We start from the raw sequence: 23409 nt of genomic DNA, 5'->3' as shown, positions 1-23409 counted from the left end.
CCCCGCCGGCGCCCCCGCCCCCCAGCGGGCTCGACAAGGCGGCCCGTTGGGGCGAGTACGTCGGGATCCCCATCGCCATCGGCGGTGGCGTCGGGTACCCGGCCTGGCAGCTGGACCAGGCCGTCAAGGACCAGCAGCACGACCGGACCCACGCCTGACGAGCAGGACGCCGGCAGCGAGCCGGCAGCACACGGAACCGCCCCCCACCCGCTTCCACGGGTGGGGGGCGGTGTCGTGTCCGCTCCGACGCGGGCCCCGCGCCCGGACTACAGCGTGGTCTCCGGCACCTGGAGCATCCGCAGCTTCCCGTCCCCGCCGTTGAAGAAGACCCGGCCCGGCTTCCCCGTGCCCAGCCGGCTGCGCGGGATCTTGCCGCCGATGAGCTCCCCGTCGCCCGCCGCCTGCGGGCTGATGAGGACGCCCTGCCGGTTGCGACGCGCCTCCGCGAACCAGCCGGAGAAGCCTGCGGCCAGCCGCTCGATCTGCCCCGCCAGCAGCAGCGCGCGGCCGAACTCGCCGCCCGTGCGGCAGATCTCGCTGAGGATCGGCTCGGCGGCCGTCTGCTGGATCGCGTCCGCGTCGTCGACGACGACCGCGACCGGCCGCCCCGAGGCGTCCTCCAGCTCCTTCTCCAGGTCCTCCCTCGGGATGTCGGACCCGTCGTAGACCGCGAGCACGCCGGGGCGCCCGGCGAGCGCCCGCAGCGGCGAACGACGCGGCGCCGCCACGATCAGCGAGGCGCCGCCCTCCAGCAGCGACAGCGCCATCGTCAGCAGCACGGTGCTGCGGCCGGAGCGCTGCGGGCCGCCGACGAGGAACGACGGCGTGAGCGACAGGTCGGGCCCGTACGCCGCGAGGTCGTCGCCGCCGACGCCGACCAGCGCCCACAGCGGCCCGGGACGGCTCCCCGAGGCCGGCGCGTAGCCCGCGGCCTCCTCCGGGGTGATCCGGTCGGGCAGCAGGTCGACGCGGAAGGGCCGCAGCGCGCGCGGCACGTCGGCGTCGAGCCGGGTGCGGGCCTCGCCGATGCGCTGCAACGCGAGGGCCTGCGCCGCGCCCGTCGGGTCGCGGTCCAGGAGCGCCACGTGCACCTCGGCCTTGTCGGCGGCGCGCAGCGCCCGCCCCGGGGGGATCTCGTCGGGCACGGCCCGCTGCGGGACGCCGATCATGGCGTACTCGGCCTTCTCGTTCATCCGCAGCACCAGCTTGTCCTCGGTGGTGGAGCTGACCCGGGTGGAGAACAGGGTCCGGTCGCCCGCGAGGACGAGGTGGACGCCGACGCTCGCCCCCTCGCGCAGCAGCGCGAGGATGCCGCCCAGCAGGGCGCCGGAGTCGTACTCGGCGAGGGTCTTGTCGAACACCTCCCACCGGTCGAGGAGGACCACGAGGTGCGCGGGCCGCTCCTCGACCGGCAGGGCGCGGCGCAGCTCCGCCAGGTCGGCCGCGCCGCGCCGGGCCAGCAGGTCCTGGCGGCGGCCCACCTCGGCGGTGAGCCGGTTCAGCAGGCGCCCCAGCCGGTCGGGCTGGGTGCGCTGCACGACGGCGCCGGTGTGGGGCAGGGAGTCGAGCGCGAGGAGCGCGCCGTTGCCGCAGTCGATGCCGTAGAGGTGGAGGTCGCGGCTCGAGTGGACGCGGGCCAGGGCGCCGGCGATGGTGCGCAGCGCCTGGGATCGGCCGGCGCGTGGCGAGCCCACGACGTGGAGGTGGCCGAGGGTGGCCAGGTCCAGCAGCACGGGTGCCTGCCGCTGCTCCGAGGGCTGGTCGACCAGCCCGAACGGGACGGGCGGCAGGTCGTATCCGCCGGGCCGCCGCATCACGGGCGGCAGCTCCTCCAGCGTCAGGTTCGTGGGCAGCGGCGGCAGCCACGGGCTGTGCTGCTGCGGCACGGCGAGGACGTCGGAGGCGCCCCGGATGGCCTCGACGAGGACGGCGAGGTCGGTGACGACGTCGTCCGCCTCCCGTTGCGCCGTGCGGGGCCTGGCCGGCAGCGGCTGGCCGAGCTGGGACCAGCCGAACGGCACGATCCACGGCTCGGGCGCCGAGGTGGCGACCGCGCCGGGGCGCCGCCCGCCGACCCGTCCGGCCTGGAACGGGACGAGGGACGTCTGCCCGAGCCGCACGTAGGCGCGCCCCGGGGCGCTCTTGGGGATGCTCGCCGCGTCGGGCGCCGTCAGCACGTCCTGGCTCTCGCTGGCGTCGGTGACGCGCAGCGCGATGCGGAGGTTGGTGTTGGCGCGGATCTCGGGCGAGACGACGCCGCCGGGGCGCTGCGTGGCGAGGATCAGGTGGATGCCGAGGGAGCGGCCCCGCTGCGCGATGTTGACCAGGCCCTTCACGAAGTCGGGCAGGTCGCGGACCATCGAGGCGAACTCGTCGATGACGATGAGGAGCCGGGGCATCGGGGTGCGCCCCGGCTCGCGCAGCAGCAGGTCCACGTAGTCCTCGATGTCCTTGGCGCCGGCGTCGGCCAGGATGTGCTCGCGGCGCTTCAGCTCGGCGGACAGGGACGTCAGGGCCCGCTCCACGAGGTGCGCGTCGAGGTCGGTGACCATGCCGACGGTGTGCGGCAGCGAGACGCAGTCCTTGAACGCGGAGCCGCCCTTGTAGTCGACGAGGACGAAGGTCATCGCGTCGGGGCGGTTGGCGACGGCGAGGGAGGCCACGAGGGTCTGCAACAGCTCGGACTTGCCGGCTCCCGTGGTGCCGGCGACCAGGCCGTGCGGCCCGTCGCGCCGCAGGTCCACGGCGAAGGGGCCGTCGAGCGAGACGCCGACGACGGCCGTCGTGGTGCGGCCGCCGGCCTGCCAGCGGGCCGCGACGCCCTCGGCGGTCGGCGGGTCGATCGCCAGCACGTCCAGCAGCCGCGCGGACGACGGCAGCACCGAGCCCTCCTCCTCGCCGCCGCTGCTGTCGCGGACGGGGCCGAGGGCGCGGGCCACGGAGCGGCACCAGCCCTCCGGCACGGCGTCCGGCCGGACCCCGGTGAGCGTCGAGGAGCGGGAGCGGCCGACGCGGAGCGTGGCTCGGCCGCCGGGGCCGGTCACCGGCTCCTCGACGACGACGGCCTGGCACTCCTCGGGCAGCAGGCGCTCCTCCTCGTCGAGGCAGAGCGCGTGGACGCCGACGGCGGGCCCGTCGCGCAGGATCTGCACCACGCCGGGCAGCGACCGCAGGCGGCGGGCGCCGTCGAGGACGACAAGGACGTCGGGGGCGCGCACCGTCTTGCGCTCGGCGAGCGCGGCGGCGCGGGCCGCGATCAGGGCCGTCAGCTCCGAGACGCGGCGGGCCGAGGACTCGGTGTCGGTGCCGACGGTGGCCAGGCCCGTGACGGTGACGTCGCCGGTCTGCTGCCGCACGTGCGGCAGCCAGCGCAGCCACGACCAGGCGTCCTCGCCCTGCCGGCCCGTCGTCAGCACGTACATCACCAGGTCGGTGGGGCTGTGCAGGACGGCGGCCTGGGCGACGGCCCAGCGCGCCACGGCGTGCGTGACCGGGCCCCGGCCCGCGATGCCGAGGACCTTGTGCTCGCGCAGCTTCACCGTCACGGGCACGTCGTAGGCGTCCCACGGGTCCTGGCGGCGGTGCTCGTCCCGGGTGGGGTCCTGGAGCACCACCTCGGAGGGCTGGTCGGCGGTCCCGACGCGCAGTTCGAGGAAGTCGGCGTCGCTGGTGCGGCGCTCCCACAGGCCGTGGCGGGGGCCGACGGCCGTCAGCAGCACGCTCGCCGGGTCCGGGAAGTCCCGGCGGCGGGCGGCGCGTTCGGCGACGAGCGCGGCCCGCGCGTCGGCCTCGATGCGGGTCTTCTTCTCCCGGAACTCGGCCAGCTGCGTGGCGTACGTCTGGCGGCCGGAGCGGCGGGTCATCACGTAGTTGCCGATGACCGCGACGGGCGAGAGCAGACCGAACAGGAGGAACGCGAGCCGGTTGAAGATCAGCACGCCGGCGAGGGCCGCGACCAGCGGCACCACGGCGGCGATGTACGGCAGGGGCCGGCGCTGCGGCTCGACCGGCGGGGAGGGGAGGGTGAAGCGGGTCTGGGGGGTGGGGGGCAGCAGGCGCGGCGGGCGGTTGTAGTCCCAGCCGGTGCCGTCCTCCGACGGCTGGAGCGCCGCGTCGGGCGCGTCCGGGCGGACGAGCTCCAGCAGGCAGTCGCCCACCAGGAGCTCCGCGCCGAACGGCCACGGCGCCTCGGCGTCCACGTCGGTCCGGTCCAGGCTGAGCCGGGGCGCGGCGCCGGCCTGCTCCTCCTGAGTGCCGCGCAGCTGGTGCGGGGTGACGGTGCACCGGCCGCCGGGTCCCACGGTGAGCCGGGCCTGCGGCCGGTCCGGCATGTAGCGGCCGACCTGCGGCAGGCCGTCGTTCGAGAGGCCGATCCGGTACTCGCCGATGTCGAGGCGGTGCACGGCCCCGGCGCCCGGGCCGCTGACCGTGCGGACCTCCACCAGGCCGCGCGGCTCGACCGGGGCCTCGCCCGCTGGCCGGCCGAGGCCGACGACGGCGGCGTCCCGCAGCGGGGACTCCCGCAGCGTGGCGTCCTCGGGCACGGGTGTGCCCTCGACGTAGAGGGTGGGAACGTCCTGGCCCGTCGCTTCCGCTGTGGCCGCCGCGCCCGCCTGCTGGGCGAGCACGCGCGCGACGGAGCTGACGGGGGTGTCGGGGTCGGCGTCGAGGTGGATGTCGTGAGCGTCGCCGACGTCGTCGACGACCGTGAATATCAGCCGCACGAGGCATCTCCAGGTGTGGACGGGCCAGTCGGTGCGGCGGCGCGTGGCCGCACCCGGCGTCGTCTACGCGGCCGGTGGGACTTCGGTTCACGGGGCGTGTCCGGTGAACCACACGCGCGGCCCGCCCGTAGGCAGCGACGACCCGCAACGCCTCGGGCACGTCCCTTCAGGCAAGTCCCCCGCACGACGCTCCCCCCAGACAGGTCCCTTTCAGGCAAGTCCCCTTCGGCAAGTCCCCTTCGGCAAGTCCTCCCGGCGCGCCGCCTGCCGGCACGCCCCACCGCCTCGTGACAAGGGTGATCGCATGCTGCTGTCCGTTGTCCTGGTCATCGTGCTCGGCGCCGCGCTGATCGGATGTCTCGCCGCGCTGTTCGTCACAGAACGCAGAGGCGCCGCCGCCCGCAGGCGCCCGCCCGTGCCGTCCGCCGTCGCGGGCGAGGAGGCGCTGGAGGCCGTCGACGCCGGGCTGCGGCGCCTGGTGACGTCGTGCCAGGCGGCGTCGCTGCCGCTGCCCGACGTGTACGCCGTCACCTGGTCGGGACAGCGGCTGACGCTGCGGCTGGCCGACACCAACCAGCTGGCGCCCATGCCGTGGCTGGCGCTGGAGGAGGGCACGGCGTGGACGGTCGAGCCCGTCGGGCCGGCGGAGGGTCTGACGCGGCCCGATCCCGGCCTGCCGCCGCAGCCGTACCCGCTGACCGTCACGCTGGGGCTGGCCGGCGGCGAGCGGGTGCTGGTCAACCTGGCGCGGGCGTACTCGGCGGTCTCGCTCATCGGCGGCGACGAGGACGTGCGTGACCTGGTGCGGGCCATCGTCGCCGAGGTGCTGACGGCGCCGCTCGGGCAGACGGCCGAGGTCACCCTCGTCGGCTCGGCGGCGGCCGTCGGCGTCCCCGACGCGCTCAGCCTCCGCTCGGCGCGCCTCCACACGGCGGCCACCCTGGGCGAGGCGATGGCGCCGGCCGTCTCGCCCTCGCCGCAGCGGTCGCCGCTGCCGGTCACCCAGGTCTACGAGTGGATCGACGGCAGTCCCGGGCAGTACCGGGCGCAGGGCCGCTCGCCGCGCCTGTACGTCGTGGAGGCCGACCAGTTCCGGCAGGAGCGGCAGGCCGCGAGCACGCTCGGCGAGTCGGACGCGCTGCTCGTCCTCGGCGACGCGACGGGCACGGGCTGGCGCTTCCGTGTCGCGCCGGACGGCTCGCTGGACGGCGGCGCGCTGGGCGTGCGGATCACCATCCACGCGGGGCGCATGCGGTGAGACGGGCAGCGGAGCGGGCGGGCCCACCCCGCCCGCTTCTCCCGCCCCTTGACCTCAAGTCCCCTTGAGGTACGAGGGTGAAGGACATGACCACCGAGACACATGCCCCGAACACCGACTCCCTCGGCGCCGAGGACCTCCAGGCCATCCGCGCCGTCGTCGCCACCGTCGAACGCACCCAGCGCGCCAAGGACGCCGAGGGCTTCCTCGCCCTCTTCCACCCCGACGCCCTGTGGACCACCGCCCACGGCAGGGTCCTCGTCGGCCTCGACGCGATCGCCGAGTTCACCCGCGCCGTGCTGCCGAACGCCAGCTGGGACGGCGAGGTGACGTACGAGCCCGTGCACGTCCAACTCCTGCGCCCCGACGTGGCCGCCGTCAAGGTCCGACAGGTGTACCACTCGGAGACCGAGGGCTCCGAGGGCGCCCCGCTCTACGTCATGACGAAGGCCGACGACGGCCGCTGGCTCCTCCACGCCTGCCAGAACACCGAGGTCAGGACCCCCTCGCCCGCCGCCGAGTGACCCCCGCCGCCTGCCGGGCCCGGCGGGGCCGGTGTAGCCTCCGTTCTCGTGCCGACCGCCTCCCTGTTGCTCGACCGCCTCCACGCCGCGGGACTGCGTGACGTCACGGCGGTCGAGCCGGTCGAGGGCGGGATGGCGGCGCTCGCCGGCCTCGCCACCCGGCGTGACGGCCCCCCGCTGTTCGTCAAGTCGTTCGTCGAGGTCCCGGCGGACGACCTGTTCGCGGCCGAGGCGGAAGGGCTCGACGCCCTGCGGGAACGCGGGGCGCTCGCCACGCCCGAGGTCGTCCTCGCGACGCGGGACGTCCTGGTGCTGTCCGTCCTGCGGGAGCGTCCGGCGCGCGAGTCCTTCTGGGAACAGCTCGCCCACGCGCTCGCGCGGCTGCACACCTCGACCGTGCACGACAGGTTCGGCTGGGAGCGCGACAACTGGCTCGGCCGCTACCGGCAGGAGAACACCTGGACCGACGACGGCCACGACTTCTTCGCCCGCCACCGCCTGCTGCGCTGGCTGCCCGAACGCCGCGTCCAGGCGGCACTCGGCCAGCGGGACCGGCGGGCCCTGGAGCACCTGTGCGAGCGGCTGCCCGAGCTGCTGCCACCCCGGCCCGCCTGCCTGGTCCACGGCGACCTGTGGGCGCACAACGTGCTGGCCACCGACGACGGCCGGCCCGCCGTGATCGACCCGGCGGTCTCCTACACCTGGGCCGAGGTCGACCTGGCCCACCTGTGGAGTTGCCCGCACCCGCCGGAGGCGAAGCGGTTCTTCGACGTCTACGCGGAGCTGACCGGCCTGGACGACGCCTGGCCCTCCCGCATGCCGATCGTCCAGCTGCGTCAACACCTCGCCGTCATCGCCCAGTTCGACCACGACTGGGGCGCGGCGGAACAGGTCCGCGCCACGCTCAGGCCGTTCCGCCGCTAGACCGCGTCGGCCTGGCCCCCGCCCGCTCGCCGACTGTTTCACGACCGTGACTGACACACCGTGGCCGATGCTGACGGACTGTCGATACTTGAGCTGTGGGGAGTCAGGACTTTCAGATCACCATCGGCGCGCGCGGGGAGCACGGCTATCCCGTGAGCCTGGCGGCGGCCGACGGCAGCGAGGCCGCCAGCACGATGGCGCTGCCGCCCGAGGTCGAGCTGCGCGCGCTGGTGGAGCGGGTGCCCGACGCCGTGCTGGCCTCGTCCGCCCGAGCCCGCCGCGTCGCCACCCGTCGGGACACACCGGTGCAGCGGCTGGGGCAGACCCTGTTCGACGCGCTGCTCACCGGTGAGGCGCGCACCCTCTTCGCCGTCAGCCGCCACCAGGCGGGCCGGCAGGAGCATCGGCTGCGCGTCGTCCTGCGCGTCCACGCTCCCGAACTGGCGGCCCTCCCCTGGGAGTTCCTGTACGACCCCAGCGCGGGCGACTACCTGTGTCTCACCACGCCCCTGATCCGGCATCCCCAGGTGCCGCGCCCGGTGCGGCCGTTGCGCGTCCGCCCGCCGCTGCGGGTGCTGTGCCAGGTCGCCCACCCGGACGACCAGCAGGGGCTGGACACCGAGGACGAGCGGCGGCGGATGCGGACCGCCCTCGCCGGCCTGGAGAGCCGGGGCCTGGTGCGGCTCGCCTTCACCGACGGCCCGAGCTGGCGCGCCCTGCGGGACGCGCTGCGCGAGCCCTGGCACGTGCTGCACTTCATCGGGCACGGCGGCTTCGACGCCGGCGCCCAGCAGGGCACGCTCGCCCTCGTCGACGAGGCGGACGGCGGGACGTACGCGCTCAGCGCGGACCTGCTCGCCAGCATGCTGGCGGCGCAGCCCGCGCTGCGGCTCGTCGTGCTCAACGCCTGCGAGACGGGCCGCTCCAGCCCGTCAGACCCGTTCTCCAGCACGGCGGGGACGCTGATGCGCGGCGGGGCCTCGGCGGTGCTGTCCATGCAGTATCCGATCTCCGACCACGCCGCCATCACGTTCAGCGGCAGCCTCTACGACGCGCTGGCGAACGGGCGGCCGGTGGACGAGGCGATCACGGAGGCCAGGCTCGCCATCCCGCTGGCGCAGCCGGGCAGCCTGGAGTGGGGCACGCCGGTGCTCCACATGCGCTCGCCGGACGGGCGGCTGTTCGACGTCGAACGGGACACCGCCGTGCCGGGCGAGGTGGCGGTGAAGCCGGAGCCGGAGACCGAGCCGAAGCCCAGGGCTGAGCCCGAGCCGGAGCCCGACCTGGAGCCCAACCCGGGAGGTGCGGAGGAGTGGCCGGGACTGTCCGCCACCGCGTCCACGCCTCCGGCCTCTCCCTCTCCCTCTCCCTCCTCGCCTCCTTCGCCCCCTCCCCCGGCGGCGGCCTGGCCGCTGTCGTCGACCGGCGCCGAAGAGGGCCCGGAGCGCCTCAGGATCAAGCACCTGAGGACCCTGCGGACTCCCGACTCAGCCTCCACCGTGGAGTTCAGCCCGGACGGCAAACACCTGGCGATCGCCGGCACCAAGGTCGTCGTCCTCACCGACCTCCACGGGCGGCGCGTCATGCGGGTCAGGAGCCGCTGGTTGGGAATAGGCCACGACGAGGGCACGCTCGCCTTCAGCCCGAACGGCAGGAACATCGCGGTCTCCTTCGGCTACGGCTGCGTGATCCGGTCCCTCACCAGCAGCACCCGGCTCCTGCGGATCGACCAGGGCCGTCGCCCGGCGTTCAGCCCCGACGGCGCCAGGATCGCACTCGTCACGGGATCGACCGTGCGGGTCTGGGACACCGATACGGGGGCGCTGATCACCGCCGTCGGCGCGGACCGGAAAACGAACTCCGCCCTCTTCACCCCGGACGGAAGGCGGCTCATCACGGCATGCGACGACGGAGCCCTGCGGCTGTGGGAGCTGCACAACGGGAACGAGGTCGGCGAGCTGTCCGTCGGCGACAACGCGTTCCGGCTGGTGCTCAGCCCCGACGCGACCAGGCTCGCCACGAAAGCGATCCTCCCTCCCACCGAGGACGACAAGGGCTACGTGAGGCAGCAGGCGGTGGTGCTGGACACCTCCACCGGCACGCCGCTGTTCACCCTGGGATTCCAGGTCACCGGCGTGGCCTTCAGCCCGGACGTACGCGCGATCGCCACGTCGAGCTTCGATCAGACGGTGCGGATCTGGGATCTGGGCACAGGGGAGGAGCTTCACCGCATCAGCCACGTCTCGTCGACCTATGACGTGGCCATCAGCCCCGACGGAAAGCTGCTCGCCATCGCGAACGGCGGCAGGCGGATCGAACTCTGGCGGCTCACCTGGGACGGGGAAGAGCAGAGCGAGGAGGGCGACCTCTATGAGATCTGGTGACCCGTACGACGCTCCAACCGCCGACGCCGACGTCGTCCTCGCCGCCGGACTGACCCGGGAGCAGGAGGAACCCCTGCTGGGCCTCCTCACGGACCTCGGCTTCGTCTCGCAGGTGCGGGTCCTGCCCGTGCGCCGCTCGGGTGAGGCGCTGACCTGGCTGGCGCTCGTCGCCCTCCCCCTCAGCGGCTTCCTGACCGCGCTGGGCGAGGACGGCTACCACCGGCTCCGGCGGGCCGTCGACGCCCTCCGCACCCGTGGCACCCGTGGCACCCGCGCCAACGCCGCCGCCGACGACGACCCGGCGCCGCTCCGCCCGTTCGTGCTGGAGGACACGGCGACCGGCCTGCGGATCATCGTTCCCCGGGACCTCCCGGAAGAGGCGTACCAGCAGCTCCGCGCCCTCGACCTGACCACCTTCCGCCACGACCCGGTGCGCTACGACGCCACGCTCCGCCGTTGGGTGTCGGACCTCGACGAGGCACGGTGAACGCGGGCCCCGACGACGGCACGGCGCTCTCGGCTGCCGCAGCCCCGCCGACCACGAAGCCGCCCACGAAAAGGAGGAGAACGCATCGCACGGCTGTAGTAGCGTCACCGCGTCATGGAGATGTCCGACGTCACGCGTGCCGTCGCGGCCGCGACGTCGGTCGCCGCGTCGCTCGACCTGCCCGCCGACGACGCGACCGTTCTCCACAACTCGAACAAGCTGGCGCTGCGGCTGACGCCCTGCGACGTCTTCGCCCGGGTCGCCCCCGTGGGGCAGGAGGTCGCACGGTTCGAGGTCGAGCTCGCCCAACGGCTCGCCGAGGTCGGAGCGCCGGTGTGTCCCCTGGAGCCCCGGGTGGACCCGCGTGTGCACACGCGCGACGGCTTCGCGGTGACGCTGTGGGCCTTCCAGGAGCCCGTGACACCTCACGTCTCCCCCGTCGACTACGCCACGTCGCTGGAGCGGCTGCACTCCGGCATGCGCGAGGTGGACGTGGCGAGCCCACGGTTCACGGACCGCGTCGCGGAGGCGGAGAAGATCGTCGCCACCCCGGGTCTCTCGCCGGAGCTCGCCGACGCGGACCGCGTCTTCCTCGGCGGAAGGCTGGGAAGCCTGCGACGGGCGATCGAGGGGCGCGGCGCCGTGGAGCAGCTGCTCCACGGGGAGCCGCATCCGGGCAACGTGCTCAGCACGAGGAACGGCCCGCTGTTCATCGACTTCGAGACGTGCTGCCGTGGCCCCGTCGAGTTCGACCTCGCCCATGTTCCCGAGGCGGTCTGCGAGCACTACCCGAGCGTTGACCACGGGCTGCTGGACGAGTGCCGGCAGCTCGTTCTCGCGATGGTCGCGGCGTGGCGTTGGGAGCTCGGCGACGAGTTCCCGAACGGGAGGCGGTTCGGGGAGGAGCTGCTGCGCTCGCTGCGCGAGGGTCCTCCCTGGCCGACACTCGACGCGGTGGTCAGTCGGCTGGACGGTCTGTGACCCGCGTCAGTCGGCCAGTTGAGGAAGCGTGCCGTGGCCCTGCCTGTACGGCCTCACGGTGAGACGGTGGTCGCCCGCCATGCGCTGGAACTGCTCGACGGTGATCCGGATTTCGATGTCGCCGAAGTTCGGGTCCTTGTAGGAGACAATTCCCTGCGAGGGCCGGTAGCCGGTGAGCAGGACGGCGTGAACGGTGCTCTCCATCGCGTCCGTGCGACTCGTCCAGTCGACCCGTGAGGGTGCCTGCCCTCCGGGCGTGTCCTGGGGGCGCGGCTTGAATCGCTTGCGAACGCCGAGGTAGACGGGCATGCGTGACCGCAGTCCCTGGAGTTCCTCCCTGACGGAGTCCACGGGGTCGCCGGCCCTGATCTTCCGCTTCTTCGCGCCGAGTATGGTCCGCAGGGGATCATCCGATTCGCTTATGGTCTCCAGCAACAGGCCGGCCTTCTCGCGGGCTTCCGAGAACGCGTCAATGATCCCCTCGACGTCCGCGATCGCGACGCTGACGCCTCCGGCCTGCATCGTCTGGAACCTCAGGGAGAGGACGCACCTGGTGGACCCCAGGTTTCTTTCGGCCATTTCCTCGACACGCTGGCGAGAGATCGCCTGCGAGGTTTCTCCGTAGTCTGCCAGTTCCGCGATCATCCGGTCGAGGTTGGCGGTCAGCCGCCGCACGGCGGCTTCCCTGTCGCCATCGTCGTCGAGGTCACTGGAGTTCGGATAGGAGAACATCGCCAACCTCAGAGCCGAGGTGTCCAGGCCGTGGGCCCGGGCGAGTGCTTCGAGAACGTAGAGCCAGCACGACGGTCCCTGCTGGGGGTACAGCAGCGTGTTGCGGGTTTCCATCCGCGCCCGCTGGACGGCGGGGGCGGACGTGCCGCTCGTCGAGCCGTGCCCGTGCGTCTCACCCGTGCCCTTCGCGTGTGACGCCCGCCCCGAAGGCGGCGACTGCATCACGCGGGTCGCGGTGGCTTCCGCTTCCCGTTCGAACCGGTCGGACGGGTCGCTGATCGACAGCCCCGCACCGTTGTCGGAGCCCGCGACCGGGCCTCGGCGCTGCTGGATGACGTGGGTGAGCTCGTGGGCCAGGACGTGCGGGCGGTTTCCGCCGTCGCCGAGGACGATGTGGTTGCCGCTGGTGTAGGCGTGGGCGCCGATCTCCGTCGTGGAGGCGCGTGCGGCGGTGTCGTTGTGGATGCGAACGTCCGAGAAGTCCGCGCCGAAGCGGGCTTCCATGTCGACGCGGGTGCTGGTGTCGAGGGGGCGGCCAGGGCTGCGGAGGACGTCGTGGACGGTCGAGCGCTGCACGGCGACGTCCTCGGTGGCCTGGTGGCCGCAGCCGGGGCCGTGCTGGTGTTGCGCCCAGGGGTGCCCTGCCTGCCGGAGCAGTTGGACGACGGCGGCGTTGCCGGCTGCGGCCTGGAGCGCGAGGGAGCGCTGGCCGACGGGCGAGATCCTGGCCCGCGCTCGGCGGGCGGCTGCCCGGCTGCCGCCGGTCGCGGCGATCGTGGTCGCGTCCTGGTCGCGCATGAGGGCCTTTCTTGCAGGGGCGTTGCTCATGCATACGCGTCCGGGAACCGGTGGGACAAGGCCCACGCGGGCAGCACGCGGTGACCACGCGGGCAGAGTCCGGCGACGGCCCGACCGACCGCTCGCCACCTGATGCCCGGACCGTCTCCGCGACGCCCTCAGCACACGCGCGGGGCCACGACCGAAACCTGCGAGTTTGCCATCGTCGGTACCGGCACGGGCCTCAGACGGCACGACGTCCCCCGGAGTAGGGCAGTTGCTGTACCCCCGAGCATTTCCGGGTCTACCGTTCTGGGTGTCGATGTGGGAAACGGAGCCATCATGTCGAACCAGGCTGGCGAGTTGATCGGCACCCGGATCGCGGAGCTGCGGGCACGGCGAGGGCTGACGCAGACGGGGCTCGCCATGCGGGCGCACGTGTCGAAGTCGCTGTTGTCCAAGGTCGAGTGCGGTCAGCGTCCCGCGTCGCCCGCGTTTGTCGCGGCGTGCGCCCGAGGTCTCAACGTTCCCGTGTCGGAACTGCTCGGGCAGCCGTACGCGGACGAACTGCGGCGCGACAAGCTGGACGTCCTGCTCCAACCGATCCGCGTCGGCATGGAGAACTGGGACGTTCCTCTCGACTGGGAGACGCCACCTCGACCGGCGTCGGTCATCCGTCACGATGTCGATCGCCTTCTCGTGATGCGGCGCCACGCCGAGTACACCCCGATGCTCCGCGAACTCCCCAGCGTGATCGACGAGTGCGTGCACGCGGTCCACACCACGTCCGGCGAGGAACAGCGCCTCGCCCACGCATGCCTCGCGGGGACGTTCCGTTGCGTCTTCACCGCCGCGTGGAAGTTCGGCTACCTCGACCTCGCGACGGTGGCGCTGGACCGTATCGCCCTCGCCGCGCCCCGTGCGGACGAGCCGGGGCTGTCCGCGATCCAGGCGTACCTCCGCGCGCAGACCGTGTTGGCGCATGGCCGGTACGACATCGGCATGCGGCTGACCGACCGGGCGTTGCGAGACCTGGAGGGCCTGGAATCGCGGCGGCCTGAACGGTTGCACGCCGTCCGGGGCAGTCTCCATCTGCGCGCGGCTCTGATCGCTGGCCGTGCGAAGAACCGCGACGCGGCAGACGGGCACCTCCAGGAAGCGCGCCTCCTTGCCCAGCAGACGGGCGAGCTGCCGGACTACGGCCTCACCTGGGGTGCGCCGAACGTCGGCGTCCACGCTGTGGTGATCGCGTCGGAACTCGACGACTACGACGGGGCGATTCAGCTGGCCGACGAGGTACGCATCCCGGCCGGCTGGTCGCGTTCGCGCGCCGGGCACCACTGGATGGACCTGGGCAGGATCCACGCCTGGGCCGGGAGTCAGGCCACAGCCCTCACCTGCCTCGAACGAGCGCGACGCGTCGCCCCCCAGCAGACGAAGTACCACCCGACCACGCGGGAGACGATCATCCAGCTCAGGAGGCGCGAACGGGCACGCAGCGGATCGCTGGCGCGCCTGGCCGCCTGGGCCGGCGTTCCCTGACAGCCGCACGGGAAGTTGCACAGTTCTGTGCAACGCCCGACCTCAGCGTCTGGCCAGCCTGGTGACCGTCCGCATCGGACACGTCACCGGAGCCGAATATGCCTCAGCAACGCCCATCCCTCACCCACGTTCCCACCCCGTCCCTTCCCTCGTGGCTGCCGCCGTCCGACGTCGGCGCGCGGCGTGTGGAGTGTGGCCGGTGGTGGGACGCGGTGCGTGTGCCCGAGCGGCTTGGCGGTCTGGCGTTACGCGCGCTGGCGGAGCGTTCGGGGCTGGTCGTCCATGACAGTCGGGACCGGGTCTTCTGCTGGCTCGTCGCTCCCGGTGCGGCGGAGGACTGGAGGCAGTGCCTGCCGGTGGAGGTCTTCGGGGTCGCGTGCCGGCTGCTGGTGCCGTCGCTCGCCCAGGACCACACCCGGTGGGTGGAGTGGGTGGTCCGGCCCGAGCCGGGCTGGGACGGCCTGACCGACCCCGGCCTGTTGCGTGAGGCGCTCACCGCCGCCGTCGCCGGGACGGGAGGAGCCCGGTGATCGGGGGCCTGCACAACGGCAGGGAGGTGCTGCGCGACGTCGCGCACCCCTGGATCGGGCAACGCGTCGTCGAACCCCGCACCGGCAGGACCGGCCGGCTCGGGCTGGTCGTCGAACACGTCGCCTACGACGTCCTCGGACGCGAACGCGTCCTGTGGACCGAAGCCCACCTACGACCCACCGACGGCTCCGGCTGGGAGTGGCGAGCCAACCTCGACAGACTCGCCCTCAACGCCGACCACCGCCGCGAGAACGGATAGCCCGCTTCCACGAAGGATCCCGAACCGCCCCCCAGCGGGCGGTTCGGGCAAGTCCCCCGACCGGACCAGCCCCGAGCGGCCAGGGAGGCGCCCCCGACGCCGCTCCCGCCCCGGTCCGCCCCTTCACTGGGGTGCCGCACCGCGGTGAGGGACACACCCGCCCACCCCGGGGAAACCGCTGATTCACACCCACACCCCCCGGGGTGGGCACCGCACCCCCCACCCGGCCAGGCCGCGCCGGGGACCGAGCAGCATCCTCGCCACCATGGCGCACCGTCGGCTGATGGCCCGACGGCCCGGCCTCACTTCAGGTGACGGACGAAGAACTGCGCCGCGGCGTCCCCCGCGAACTGCGGGACACCGGTGTGCCCGCCCATGGTGGCGTGCAGGGTCTTCTCCCTGGAGCCGAAGGCGTCGAAGAGGTCGAGGGCCGCCTGCCGGTCGTTCCCCTCGTCGTCCCACTGCAACAGGACGTGCAGCGGAATGGTGACCTGGCGGGCCTCCTCGAACATCACGCGAGGCACGAAACTCCCGGCGAAGAGACTGGCGGCCACGATGCGCGGCTCGACCACCGCGAGCCGAACGCCGATGGAGATCACTCCCCCCGAGTACCCGACCGGGCCGCCGATCCCGGGCAGCGGCAGGAGGGCGTCGAGGGCGGCCTGCCATTCCGGGACCGCCTTGTCGACGAGCGGGAGGACGAGGGCGTCGACGATCTCGTCGCTGACCGGCTCGCCCGCTTCCATGACCCGGCGCAGCTCGGCGCGGGCCTGCTCGGCGGCGGCCCAACGGGGCCGGTCGCCGCTCCCGGGGAGCTCGATGGTGGCCGCGGCGAAGCCGTCCGCCGCGGCGTGCCGGGCCCGTGCCACGAGCCGGGGGTACATCCTGTCCAGTCCGAGCGGGGGGTGGCCGAGCAGGATCAGCGGCGCCGGTGCCGGCGCGGATGCGGATGCGGATGCGGGCGTCCACAGGACACCGGGGATCTCGCCGAGCGTGAACGCGCGTTCGAGGACCCCGTCGTCGAGGCGCTGTTCGGAAGTGAGGTGAAGGCCCATGGTCGTGCCTTTCGGGAGTGCTGTTGAACGGCGCTCCCGGACGACCTATCGCCCGACCGTGACCCCGGAGGAGAGCACCCATGTCGAAACGTTCACGGGTACCACCTCCTCGTTCCCTCGCACGGCCTCCGCGGAAGGTAGCAGGGGCCGCCGTGGTCGGCCAACGGTTTTCCGTGCGGGCTCCGCGGCCGGATGCCAGCGGGTCGGAACACCACGCGGAGCTGCTCGGGGCCTCACGTACGCCTCGCGGGACTGGCTCGCCAGCCACCGACTCGTGCCCCCGCCTACCGGGGCTGAGCCCTCAACCGCCGATACCAGTCGCCGGACATCCGGGCCAGGTCGGAGTCGACGTACCAGCCCTGCTGCCGTTCCTCCGGTGTGAGCTGGCCGTCGATGGCCTCGGCGAGTTCCGCGGCTTCCGGGTCGTCCGGCCGGAAGAGGTCGAGGAGGTACTCCGCGGTGACGAACGACCGCGCGGCGTCGTCCTCGCCGAGTCGCCGGCCGGCGACCCCGAGCAGGTGGACGGCCCGGACGAGGGGAAGAAGGAAGCCGAACCGGCCGGCGTTCATCAGGCCGGTGAGACGGTGAACCGCCTCGTCCGCCACCGCCTTCGCCTCGGCCGCGTCCGGCGTGGCTTCCGAGAGGTTCAACGCGCCGCGACTGTAGGCGCTCCACTCGTCGGGGCCCAGCGCCTGTACGCACTGGCGTAACACGGCGAGCGCCTGTCGGTCACACGCACAGGCCAGCTCGTGCTCGCCGACCATGTGCATTCCGTTGGCGTATCCGACCAGCTGACGGGCCATGAAGACCCGGATCGAGACCTCGCCCGGTGGACAGGCGTCCAACGCCGCCCGGTACGCCACCATGGGGTTGTGGTCCAGGGCGCCGATCGCCTCCGCGTCGCCGAGTTCCGCCAGGAGCTGCACGTGGCTGTGGAGCACGGACGCGATGGCCATCTCGTCGGGCTCCTCCGCCCGGTACAGGATGTCCAGGGCACGGCGGCCGTCGGCGACGGCGGCCGGGAAGCCGCCGGTCACGGCGTGGAAGTGGGCGCGGGCCTCGAAGACGTGGGCCAGCCTCGCGTCTCGTTCGGGTGACGACGGCCGTGTCTCCAGGCTCGCGAGGAGGCGGGTGGTGACGGCCAGCCCCTCCTCCCACTCCCCGCGCCGGTCGAGGTCGACGAGCTGGTCGATCACGGCGTCATCCATGGCCCCAAGGATGGAGCGAGCGCCGTGTCGACGGCAACGCCGCAGTTGATCTCCCCAGGCGGCCCGCGCCGGTGTGCGTCGGCGAGGTGGTCACTCCAGGTCCTCCCACGTCCACGCGGCGGCGGCGCTCCCGTCGGGCTCCCGTCCGAAGCGGAAGCGTTCCCTGTGGCCGTCGATCCCGAGGAACTCGAAGAAGCGCCCGGCGGCCGGCAGCCGTGCGACCAGGACGTCGGCCAGCTCCGGCGGCCCCGCCTCCCGCAGGACGCTCAGCAGCCCGCCCACCGGATGCGGGTTGTCGAGGGGCGCGTGGCAGGCCATCCGCGCGGCCAGGGCGGCGGCCTGCTCCACGGCCCCGGCCGCCCGCAGGCTGTCCAACAGGACGCTGGCCGCCGCCAGATCGTCGAGGGAGACCTGGGAGGCGGGGTCGCGGGTCAGCAGGACGTCGAGCTGCTCCCGGGCCCCCACCTGCACCAGCCTGTCCAGCAGGCGGCCCAGCCCGAACGGCTCGTCGAGCGGGACACGACGGGCGGGATCACGGGCCAGCAGAACGTCGGCCTGTTCCCGAGCCTCCCCCTCCCGCAGGTCCGCCAGCAGCTCGCCGACCGCGTACGGGTCGTCGAGGGCGACGCCGGAGGCGGCCCGTGCGGCCAGGGCGGCGGCCTCCCCCACCGCGCCCACCCGCCGCAGACCCTCCAACAGCTCACCCACCGCCGACGGGTCGTCGAGCGAGACCGCACCAGCGGCCCGCGTAGCCAGGGCGGCGGCCTCCCCCACCGCGCCCACCCGCCGCAGACCCTCCAACAGCTCACCCACCGCCGACGGGTCGTCGAGCGAGACCGCACCAGCGGCCCGCGTAGCCAGGGCGGCGAGCTGCCCCACCGCGCCCACCCGCCGGAGAACCTCCAGCAGCCCACCCACCGAGAACGCGTTGTCGAGCGAGACCAGGGACGCCGGGTCGCGCGCCACCAGCGCGTCGACCTGATCCCGGAGCTCCACCCCCCACACGCTGCTCAGCAGCCGGCCCACCACCCACGGGTCGTCGAGCGGGACCTCACGGACGGCCCGCGCGGCCAGGGCGGCGGCCTGCTGCCCCGCTCCCACCCGCCGCAGACCCTCCAGCAGCCCACCCACCGCGAACACGTCGTCGAGACGAACGTGGGTGGCGGGGTCGCGGGCCAGCAGCACGTCGACCTGCTCGGCCGCCTCGACCTCGCACAGGCTGTGCAGCAGCCGGCCCACCCCGTACGGACTGTCGAGCGAGACCCGGGAGGCGGGGTCGCGGGCCAGCAGCACGTCGACCTGCTCGGCCGCTCCGACCTTCCGCAGGCTCTCCAGCAGTCCGCCCACCTCGGACGGGGAGTCGAGGGAGACCTGGGAGGCGACCCGCCCGGCCAGGGCGGTGACGTGCTCCCAGGCCCCGGCCTCCCGCAGGAACCTCAACGAGTTGCCCACGGCGAGCGGGAGATCGAGGGAGACCTGGGAGACGGCCCTCGCGACCACGGCGCCGGCGTGCCCCGTCACCCCGGCCATCAGCAGCCGTGCCAGCAGCCTGACCACCGCGAGCGCGTCGCCGAGGGGGACCCGGGTGGCGGCCCACTCGGCGGGACGCTGGTCGGTGGGGTGGAGCTCGTGCAGGTGGTGGAGGAGGGACGTGGCGGCCGAGGCGCTGTGGGGGGTGGCGTTCTTGTGGAGTTGGGCGGCGTCCCGGTACAGCCCGCGGTCCCACGCCGCGTCGCCGAGGGCTTCCAGGTCGGTGGGGTGGGCGTGGGTGGCTGCCGCCGTCCAGAAGTCGACGGGCGGGATCTGGCCGGCGCGGTGGCGGCGGCCGTGTTGGTCGAGGTAGTCGGCCAGCCGGTAGTGCGGCCCGGACGGCCCCGAGGGCGCTGACGGCTCGGACGGCGCTGACGGCCCGGAGTCGGGTGGGGCCGCTTCGACGCGCGGGGTGCCGGCGGCGGTGCGGCGCCCACGCCTCCGGTTGCGCGGCTCGCCGTTCCTGACGGCGGTGAGGATGCCGGGGATGCCCTTGCAGGGCTGCGTGACGTACGCGAGCGCCCGCGGCAGCCAGTCCTCCTCGGTACGGTCCCACGCGTCGTCGGTGAGGTAGCCGGGCGCGGCCTCGGCCAGCCAGGCCAGCGGGATGTGGGGTCCGGCGCCGAGGCGGCGGGCGTCCATGGCCGCGTTGATCAACGCCCTGGTCGCGGGCGGCGCGTGGTCGTAGCGCTCCATCAGGACGGGGACCCCGGCCAGGTACTGGGTGACCCGGCCGTCGCGGGCCTGTTCGGCGGCCTCGCCGAGCCGGGGATCGTCGCCGGCCGCGTCGCCCAACGCGACGAGGTCGGCGCCGGTGAACGCGTCCGGCACGGTGATGCTGTGCCCCTCCAGCAGCTGCCGGGCGTCGGCGTGCGGGTCCGTCGCGGTGCCCGAGGGTGTGGTGAGGGTCCGCCAGTACTTCGGCCAGAGGGTGGCCAGCACGAGGACCGGGGCGCGCCGGGCGTCGCGCAGGAGGGCGCGCAGGCCCGCGGCGACCCGTTCGCCGAGCGGTTCGGGAGCCAGGTAGAACTGAGCCTCGTTCAGCCAGACCACGGTGTGCGGGGCGACGTCGGCCAGTTCGGCCAGCGCGGCGTCGGGGCGGGTGGGGTCGATCGGGTGCCACAGCCGCCAGGGTTCGGGCCGCGTCCGCAGCGGGGCGAGGGCCTCCCAGCAGGCGCGGGTCTTGCCGGTGGAGGAGCCGCCCACCAGCACCGCGATCCGGCTGGTTCCGTCGGCGGCCCGCGCCACCGCCTCGGCCAGCCGGCGGTCGTGCTCGCGCGGCACGTACGCCGGCAGCACCGGCAGCGTCGGCGGGCCGGCGCCGTCCGGCGCGCTGATCGCGCGGTGCACCTCCAGGTGGAACGGGTCGGTGACCTCGCCGAGCGGCCTGCCCGGCCGCATCCGCTCCAGCACCGCCCGGCCCTGCTCCGCCCGCACGGCGACGCCCGTCGCGTCCCCGCGACGACGGGCCTCGGCCCGGTAGACGCCGCGCCACCGCTCCGCCTCCAGCAGCGCGGCCACGGCCGGGTCGCGGGTCAGCCCGGCGCGCTCGGCCTGGGCGCGCACGGCCCGCACGAGGGCCAGCAGCGGGTCGACCTCCTGCGGGAACTGGCCTCTGACCAGCCAGTTCCCGATCGTCGTCGGGCTGACCCCGGCGGCGTGGGCCAGTGCCCGATCCGACGGGCGGCCCCGTAACCGGTCCCGTCGGAACGCCGCCAGTTCGGCGACCACCACGGCGTACTCCGCTGTCCGCCCCTCCATCGCCGCGCCCTCCCCGCTCCCCGCTCCCTGCGGTCGTGTCCACGTTCCCCGTGGACGACCCCGTGGACACCAGTGGACGCACGGACCGCCGCGCCCGGCAAGTCCGCCGCTCACGCGGCCCCGGCGGGGCGCGGGGTGTCCGGGGTTCGCCGGACTCCTGTGGGACGGCTCCGTTGACGGGCAGCCTCGGACACGTCCCGCCCTCCACCCACCACCACGGGGAGTCCCGCGATGAGTCCCACCCAGACGCTGTCCCTGCTGCTGGCCCTCTCCCTCGCCCTCAACGTCGCGATCGCCGCCGGTCTGCTGGACCGTCGCGCCGGAGCGTCCGTCCCGCGGGCGATCCTGACGGGCGCGGGCGCCGCGGCCACCGCCCTCGGCGTCTACTTCGCCGCCCTCACCGCCTACGTGTGAGGGCGACACGGCCTTCCCGCTCCCCGCTCCGACGGCTCCAGCCCTCCCGAGCGTTCCGAGCGTCCGTGTCGTTCGTTTTGAGTCGGATCGCCCGATCCGGGTAGAAGCGCCGACGCGACCGGCCTCGTCGGTGGCCCAGGAACGGAAGAACGGAAGAGCGAAAGAACGGAAGGAGGAGCCCATGAGCTCGGTGGAGCCGTTTCCGGCGGAGGAGTACGAGCGGCGGCGCGCCACGGTGCGGTACGCGCTGGCCAGGCTCGGGCTCGCCGCCGCGGTCATCACCGCCCCGGAGGACGTGTACTACCTCAGCGGCCTGCGCAACCAGGGCCACTTCGTCTTCACCGCCCTCGTCCTGGACACCCGCTCCGGGGCGGCGACGCTGGTGGCGCGGGAGATGGAGGCGCCGACGGTGGCGGCCCAGACCGGCGGCTGCGCGTTCGCCGGGTACGCCGACGGCCAGGACCCGTGCGCCGTGCTCCACGAGGTGGTGGGCCCGCTCGGGCGCGACGAGCGACGCGTCGGGTACCAGCCCGAGTCCCTGTCGCTGCCGGTGGCGGTGTGGCGGGGCGTCGACCGGGTCCTCGGCTCGCCCGAGTGGGTCGACTGCGCCGCGGCGGTGACCGAGGCCCAGGCGGTCCGCTCCGAGCGCGAGATCGCCTGCCTGCGCGAGGCCGCCAGGCTCTCCGCCGTCGGCGTGCGCGCCGGCGTCGCCGCGGCGGCCGGCCGCCGCACGGGCGGGGAGCTCGTCGGCGCGGTGCAGGAGGCGATGCTGTCGGCCGGGAGCGACTATCCGGGGTTCGTGCCCCTGGTGCGGGCCGTGCGCCAGATCAGCCAGGAACACGTCGCCTGGACCGAGGACCCGTTCACGCCCACGGACGCGCTGTTCTTCGAACTGTCCGCCGCCGTCCAGCGCTACCACGCCCCCCTCGGGCGGACCGTGCTCCCCCACGGCAGCCAACGGGGCGGCGCCGCGGCCGAGCTCTCCCACGCCGGGCTGGCCGCGATCGTCGCCGGGCTGCGCCCCGGCCGCACGGCGCAGGACGTGTTCGGGGACTGGCGGTCCACGATCGAGGCCGGGCTCGGCCGGCCCTACCAGCGGCACCACTGCGGGTACTCGGTCGGCATCGGCTTTCCCCCGAGCTGGATGTCGGGGCGGGTCGACAGCCTGCGGCCGGGCAACACGACGGTGCTGCGCCCCGGCATGACCTTCCACGTGCAGTCCTGGGTTCTCGATCCGCGCCTCGGAACGTTCGCGCGTTCCGACACCGCGCTCGTCACGGACGACGGCGGCGAACTCCTCACCGAGGACGCGCCGCGCTCTCCCGTACGCCCGGCGTAGACCGGCGCGAGAAAAAGGCCACCGTCATCCCTTTCGTTTCGGCTTCGCAGAAAAGCGCGGACCGCACCCGACCGCACGGCGAGTCGCCGCAGAACCGTTTCCACCACGCGATTCCGCCACCGCCTCGCGACGACCACTTCCAATCCGCAGAAAAAGCACAGCAGCCCCGACCCTCCAGCAAAACGTTATTTCCCCGGAACGGCCGCGAGGAAAGTACGACGAGCCAAAGAAACAAAGAACCACAAAGCAGAATCCTTTTGTCGAACCATTCACCCCAACGGATGACGAAGAAAGCGATTGGGAGAAGGGGGCATGGGAAGGCAGAAGACTGTCCTTCTCCTATTCGACCAGGAGGGTCGATATGAAGAGTGCTTTCTCCCGTTGCGCGGCGGTCGCCGCACTCGCGATGATCGCCTGCGCGGGAACGGTGAGCCCGGCGACGGCCCAGCTGCCCGCCGTCACCCTGTACTCGGTCACCTACAAGATCGACTTCAGCCAGCCAGGCGACGCCGGCTCCGGCCCCGAGCCCTACGGGTACGTCCGCCTCGACTACAAGGACGGCGGCCACGTCAACCTGTGGGAGCAGACCGAGTCGGGGGCCGACACCCTCAGCACCTACGGGCCCGTCACCACGGCCCCGCTCGACATCTCGAAGGTCAAGACCATCTCCGCCGACGTCGACGAGGACGACAACATCGGGGACGACGAGATCGGGTACGGCACGAAGGACTGGGCCGGCAAGGGTGAGTACACCTTCACCGAGGAGGACGGGAGCACCACGCTCACGATCATCTCGGTGAACGAGATCAAGTAGCCCGCGAGCCTCACCGCCGACGTCGGTCCTCGCCGGGCTCCGAACGGCCTGACTCCCGGGGTGACCCGAGGGATCAGGCCGTTCACCACTTTTCCCTTCATCTACCGAAGAAACGAATCGGCGATCCCCGCCACCCCGATTTCCGGTCGTTCACGAACAGGCGAA

The 23409-nt window shown here is 73.5% G+C and carries 17 protein-coding genes; 12 read left to right on the top strand and 5 right to left on the bottom strand.

The genetic code is table 11. The annotated features are described in order from the left end of the window. Nucleotides 1–266 precede the first annotated feature (266 nt). On the bottom strand, nt 267–4724 hold the full coding sequence (locus ACTWP5_RS26500) for an FtsK/SpoIIIE domain-containing protein (RefSeq protein ID WP_443223652.1): 4458 nt from the start codon (nt 4722–4724) through the stop codon (nt 267–269). Nucleotides 4725–5028: 304 nt separating this feature from the next. On the opposite strand from ACTWP5_RS26500, the gene ACTWP5_RS26495 reads away from it, so the two are divergent. The 6 genes from ACTWP5_RS26495 to ACTWP5_RS26470 all read left to right on the top strand — a co-directional run bounded on the left by ACTWP5_RS26495 (nt 5029) and on the right by ACTWP5_RS26470 (nt 11282). Further along, on the top strand, nt 5029–5982 hold the full coding sequence (locus ACTWP5_RS26495) for a hypothetical protein (protein ID WP_443223651.1): 954 nt from the start codon (nt 5029–5031) through the stop codon (nt 5980–5982). An 86-nt stretch (nt 5983–6068) separates the two neighbouring features. After that, entirely contained in the window at nt 6069–6506 is a 438-nt protein-coding gene (locus ACTWP5_RS26490; protein WP_443223650.1) for an SgcJ/EcaC family oxidoreductase, read from the top strand. 48 nt (nt 6507–6554) lie between these two features. Beyond that, nucleotides 6555–7430 (top strand): fructosamine kinase family protein, encoded by an 876-nt coding sequence (locus tag ACTWP5_RS26485; RefSeq protein ID WP_443223649.1) that lies wholly within the window; start codon nt 6555–6557, stop codon nt 7428–7430. A 95-nt stretch (nt 7431–7525) separates the two neighbouring features. Then, nucleotides 7526–9814 carry a CHAT domain-containing WD40 repeat protein gene (locus ACTWP5_RS26480; protein ID WP_443223648.1) on the top strand — a complete coding sequence of 763 codons (2289 nt, stop codon included), beginning with the start codon at nt 7526–7528 and terminating at the stop codon, nt 9812–9814. Further along, a complete protein-coding gene (locus ACTWP5_RS26475) occupies nt 9801–10301 on the top strand; it encodes a hypothetical protein (RefSeq protein WP_443223647.1) in 501 nt (166 codons plus the stop codon). Before ACTWP5_RS26480 ends, ACTWP5_RS26475 begins: the two co-directional genes overlap by 14 nt. A gap of 114 nt (nt 10302–10415) precedes the next feature. Further along, nucleotides 10416–11282, top strand: coding sequence for a phosphotransferase family protein (locus ACTWP5_RS26470; RefSeq protein ID WP_443223646.1), 867 nt, complete (start codon nt 10416–10418; stop codon nt 11280–11282). Nucleotides 11283–11288: 6 nt separating this feature from the next. On the opposite strand, the gene ACTWP5_RS26465 is transcribed toward ACTWP5_RS26470, so the two are convergent. Beyond that, a complete protein-coding gene (locus ACTWP5_RS26465) occupies nt 11289–12812 on the bottom strand; it encodes an eCIS core domain-containing protein (RefSeq protein ID WP_443223645.1) in 1524 nt (507 codons plus the stop codon). A 321-nt stretch (nt 12813–13133) separates the two neighbouring features. On the opposite strand from ACTWP5_RS26465, the gene ACTWP5_RS26460 reads away from it, so the two are divergent. The 3 genes from ACTWP5_RS26460 (at nt 13134) to ACTWP5_RS26450 (ending at nt 15123) form a co-directional block, all read left to right on the top strand. Then, nucleotides 13134–14333 (top strand): helix-turn-helix domain-containing protein, encoded by a 1200-nt coding sequence (locus ACTWP5_RS26460; RefSeq protein WP_443223644.1) that lies wholly within the window; start codon nt 13134–13136, stop codon nt 14331–14333. Between the two features lie 98 nt (nt 14334–14431). After that, nucleotides 14432–14863: a hypothetical protein gene (locus ACTWP5_RS26455; RefSeq protein WP_443223643.1), complete on the top strand. Its 432-nt coding sequence runs from the start codon at nt 14432–14434 to the stop codon at nt 14861–14863. Beyond that, nucleotides 14860–15123 (top strand): hypothetical protein, encoded by a 264-nt coding sequence (locus tag ACTWP5_RS26450; protein WP_443223642.1) that lies wholly within the window; start codon nt 14860–14862, stop codon nt 15121–15123. Before ACTWP5_RS26455 ends, ACTWP5_RS26450 begins: the two co-directional genes overlap by 4 nt. Before the next feature lie 302 nt (nt 15124–15425). Here ACTWP5_RS26450 and ACTWP5_RS26445 read toward each other — a convergent pair whose 3' ends face one another. The 3 genes from ACTWP5_RS26445 to ACTWP5_RS26435 form a co-directional block, all read right to left on the bottom strand. Continuing rightward, nucleotides 15426–16178 (bottom strand): alpha/beta hydrolase, encoded by a 753-nt coding sequence (locus ACTWP5_RS26445; RefSeq protein ID WP_443223641.1) that lies wholly within the window; start codon nt 16176–16178, stop codon nt 15426–15428. Nucleotides 16179–16462: 284 nt separating this feature from the next. Then, nucleotides 16463–17386: a hypothetical protein gene (locus ACTWP5_RS26440; RefSeq protein ID WP_443223640.1), complete on the bottom strand. Its 924-nt coding sequence runs from the start codon at nt 17384–17386 to the stop codon at nt 16463–16465. A 90-nt stretch (nt 17387–17476) separates the two neighbouring features. After that, nucleotides 17477–20677 (bottom strand): hypothetical protein, encoded by a 3201-nt coding sequence (locus ACTWP5_RS26435; RefSeq protein WP_443223639.1) that lies wholly within the window; start codon nt 20675–20677, stop codon nt 17477–17479. Nucleotides 20678–20908: 231 nt separating this feature from the next. On the opposite strand from ACTWP5_RS26435, the gene ACTWP5_RS26430 reads away from it, so the two are divergent. The 3 genes from ACTWP5_RS26430 (at nt 20909) to ACTWP5_RS26420 (ending at nt 23244) form a co-directional block, all read left to right on the top strand. Next, on the top strand, nt 20909–21091 hold the full coding sequence (locus ACTWP5_RS26430) for a hypothetical protein (RefSeq protein ID WP_443223638.1): 183 nt from the start codon (nt 20909–20911) through the stop codon (nt 21089–21091). A gap of 181 nt (nt 21092–21272) precedes the next feature. Beyond that, nucleotides 21273–22430, top strand: a complete 1158-nt coding sequence (locus tag ACTWP5_RS26425; RefSeq protein WP_443223637.1) for a M24 family metallopeptidase — start codon at nt 21273–21275, stop codon at nt 22428–22430. Between the two features lie 361 nt (nt 22431–22791). Beyond that, nucleotides 22792–23244, top strand: a complete 453-nt coding sequence (locus tag ACTWP5_RS26420) for a hypothetical protein (RefSeq protein WP_443223636.1) — start codon at nt 22792–22794, stop codon at nt 23242–23244. The last annotated feature ends 165 nt before the right edge of the window (nt 23245–23409 follow it).

Source organism: Streptomyces sp. 4N509B (assembly GCF_052245655.1).
Taxonomy (GTDB): Bacteria; Actinomycetota; Actinomycetes; order Streptomycetales; family Streptomycetaceae; genus Streptomyces.
The sequence above is the reverse complement of the archived record's forward strand: the minus strand, read 5'-3'. Positions and strand labels throughout refer to the sequence as shown.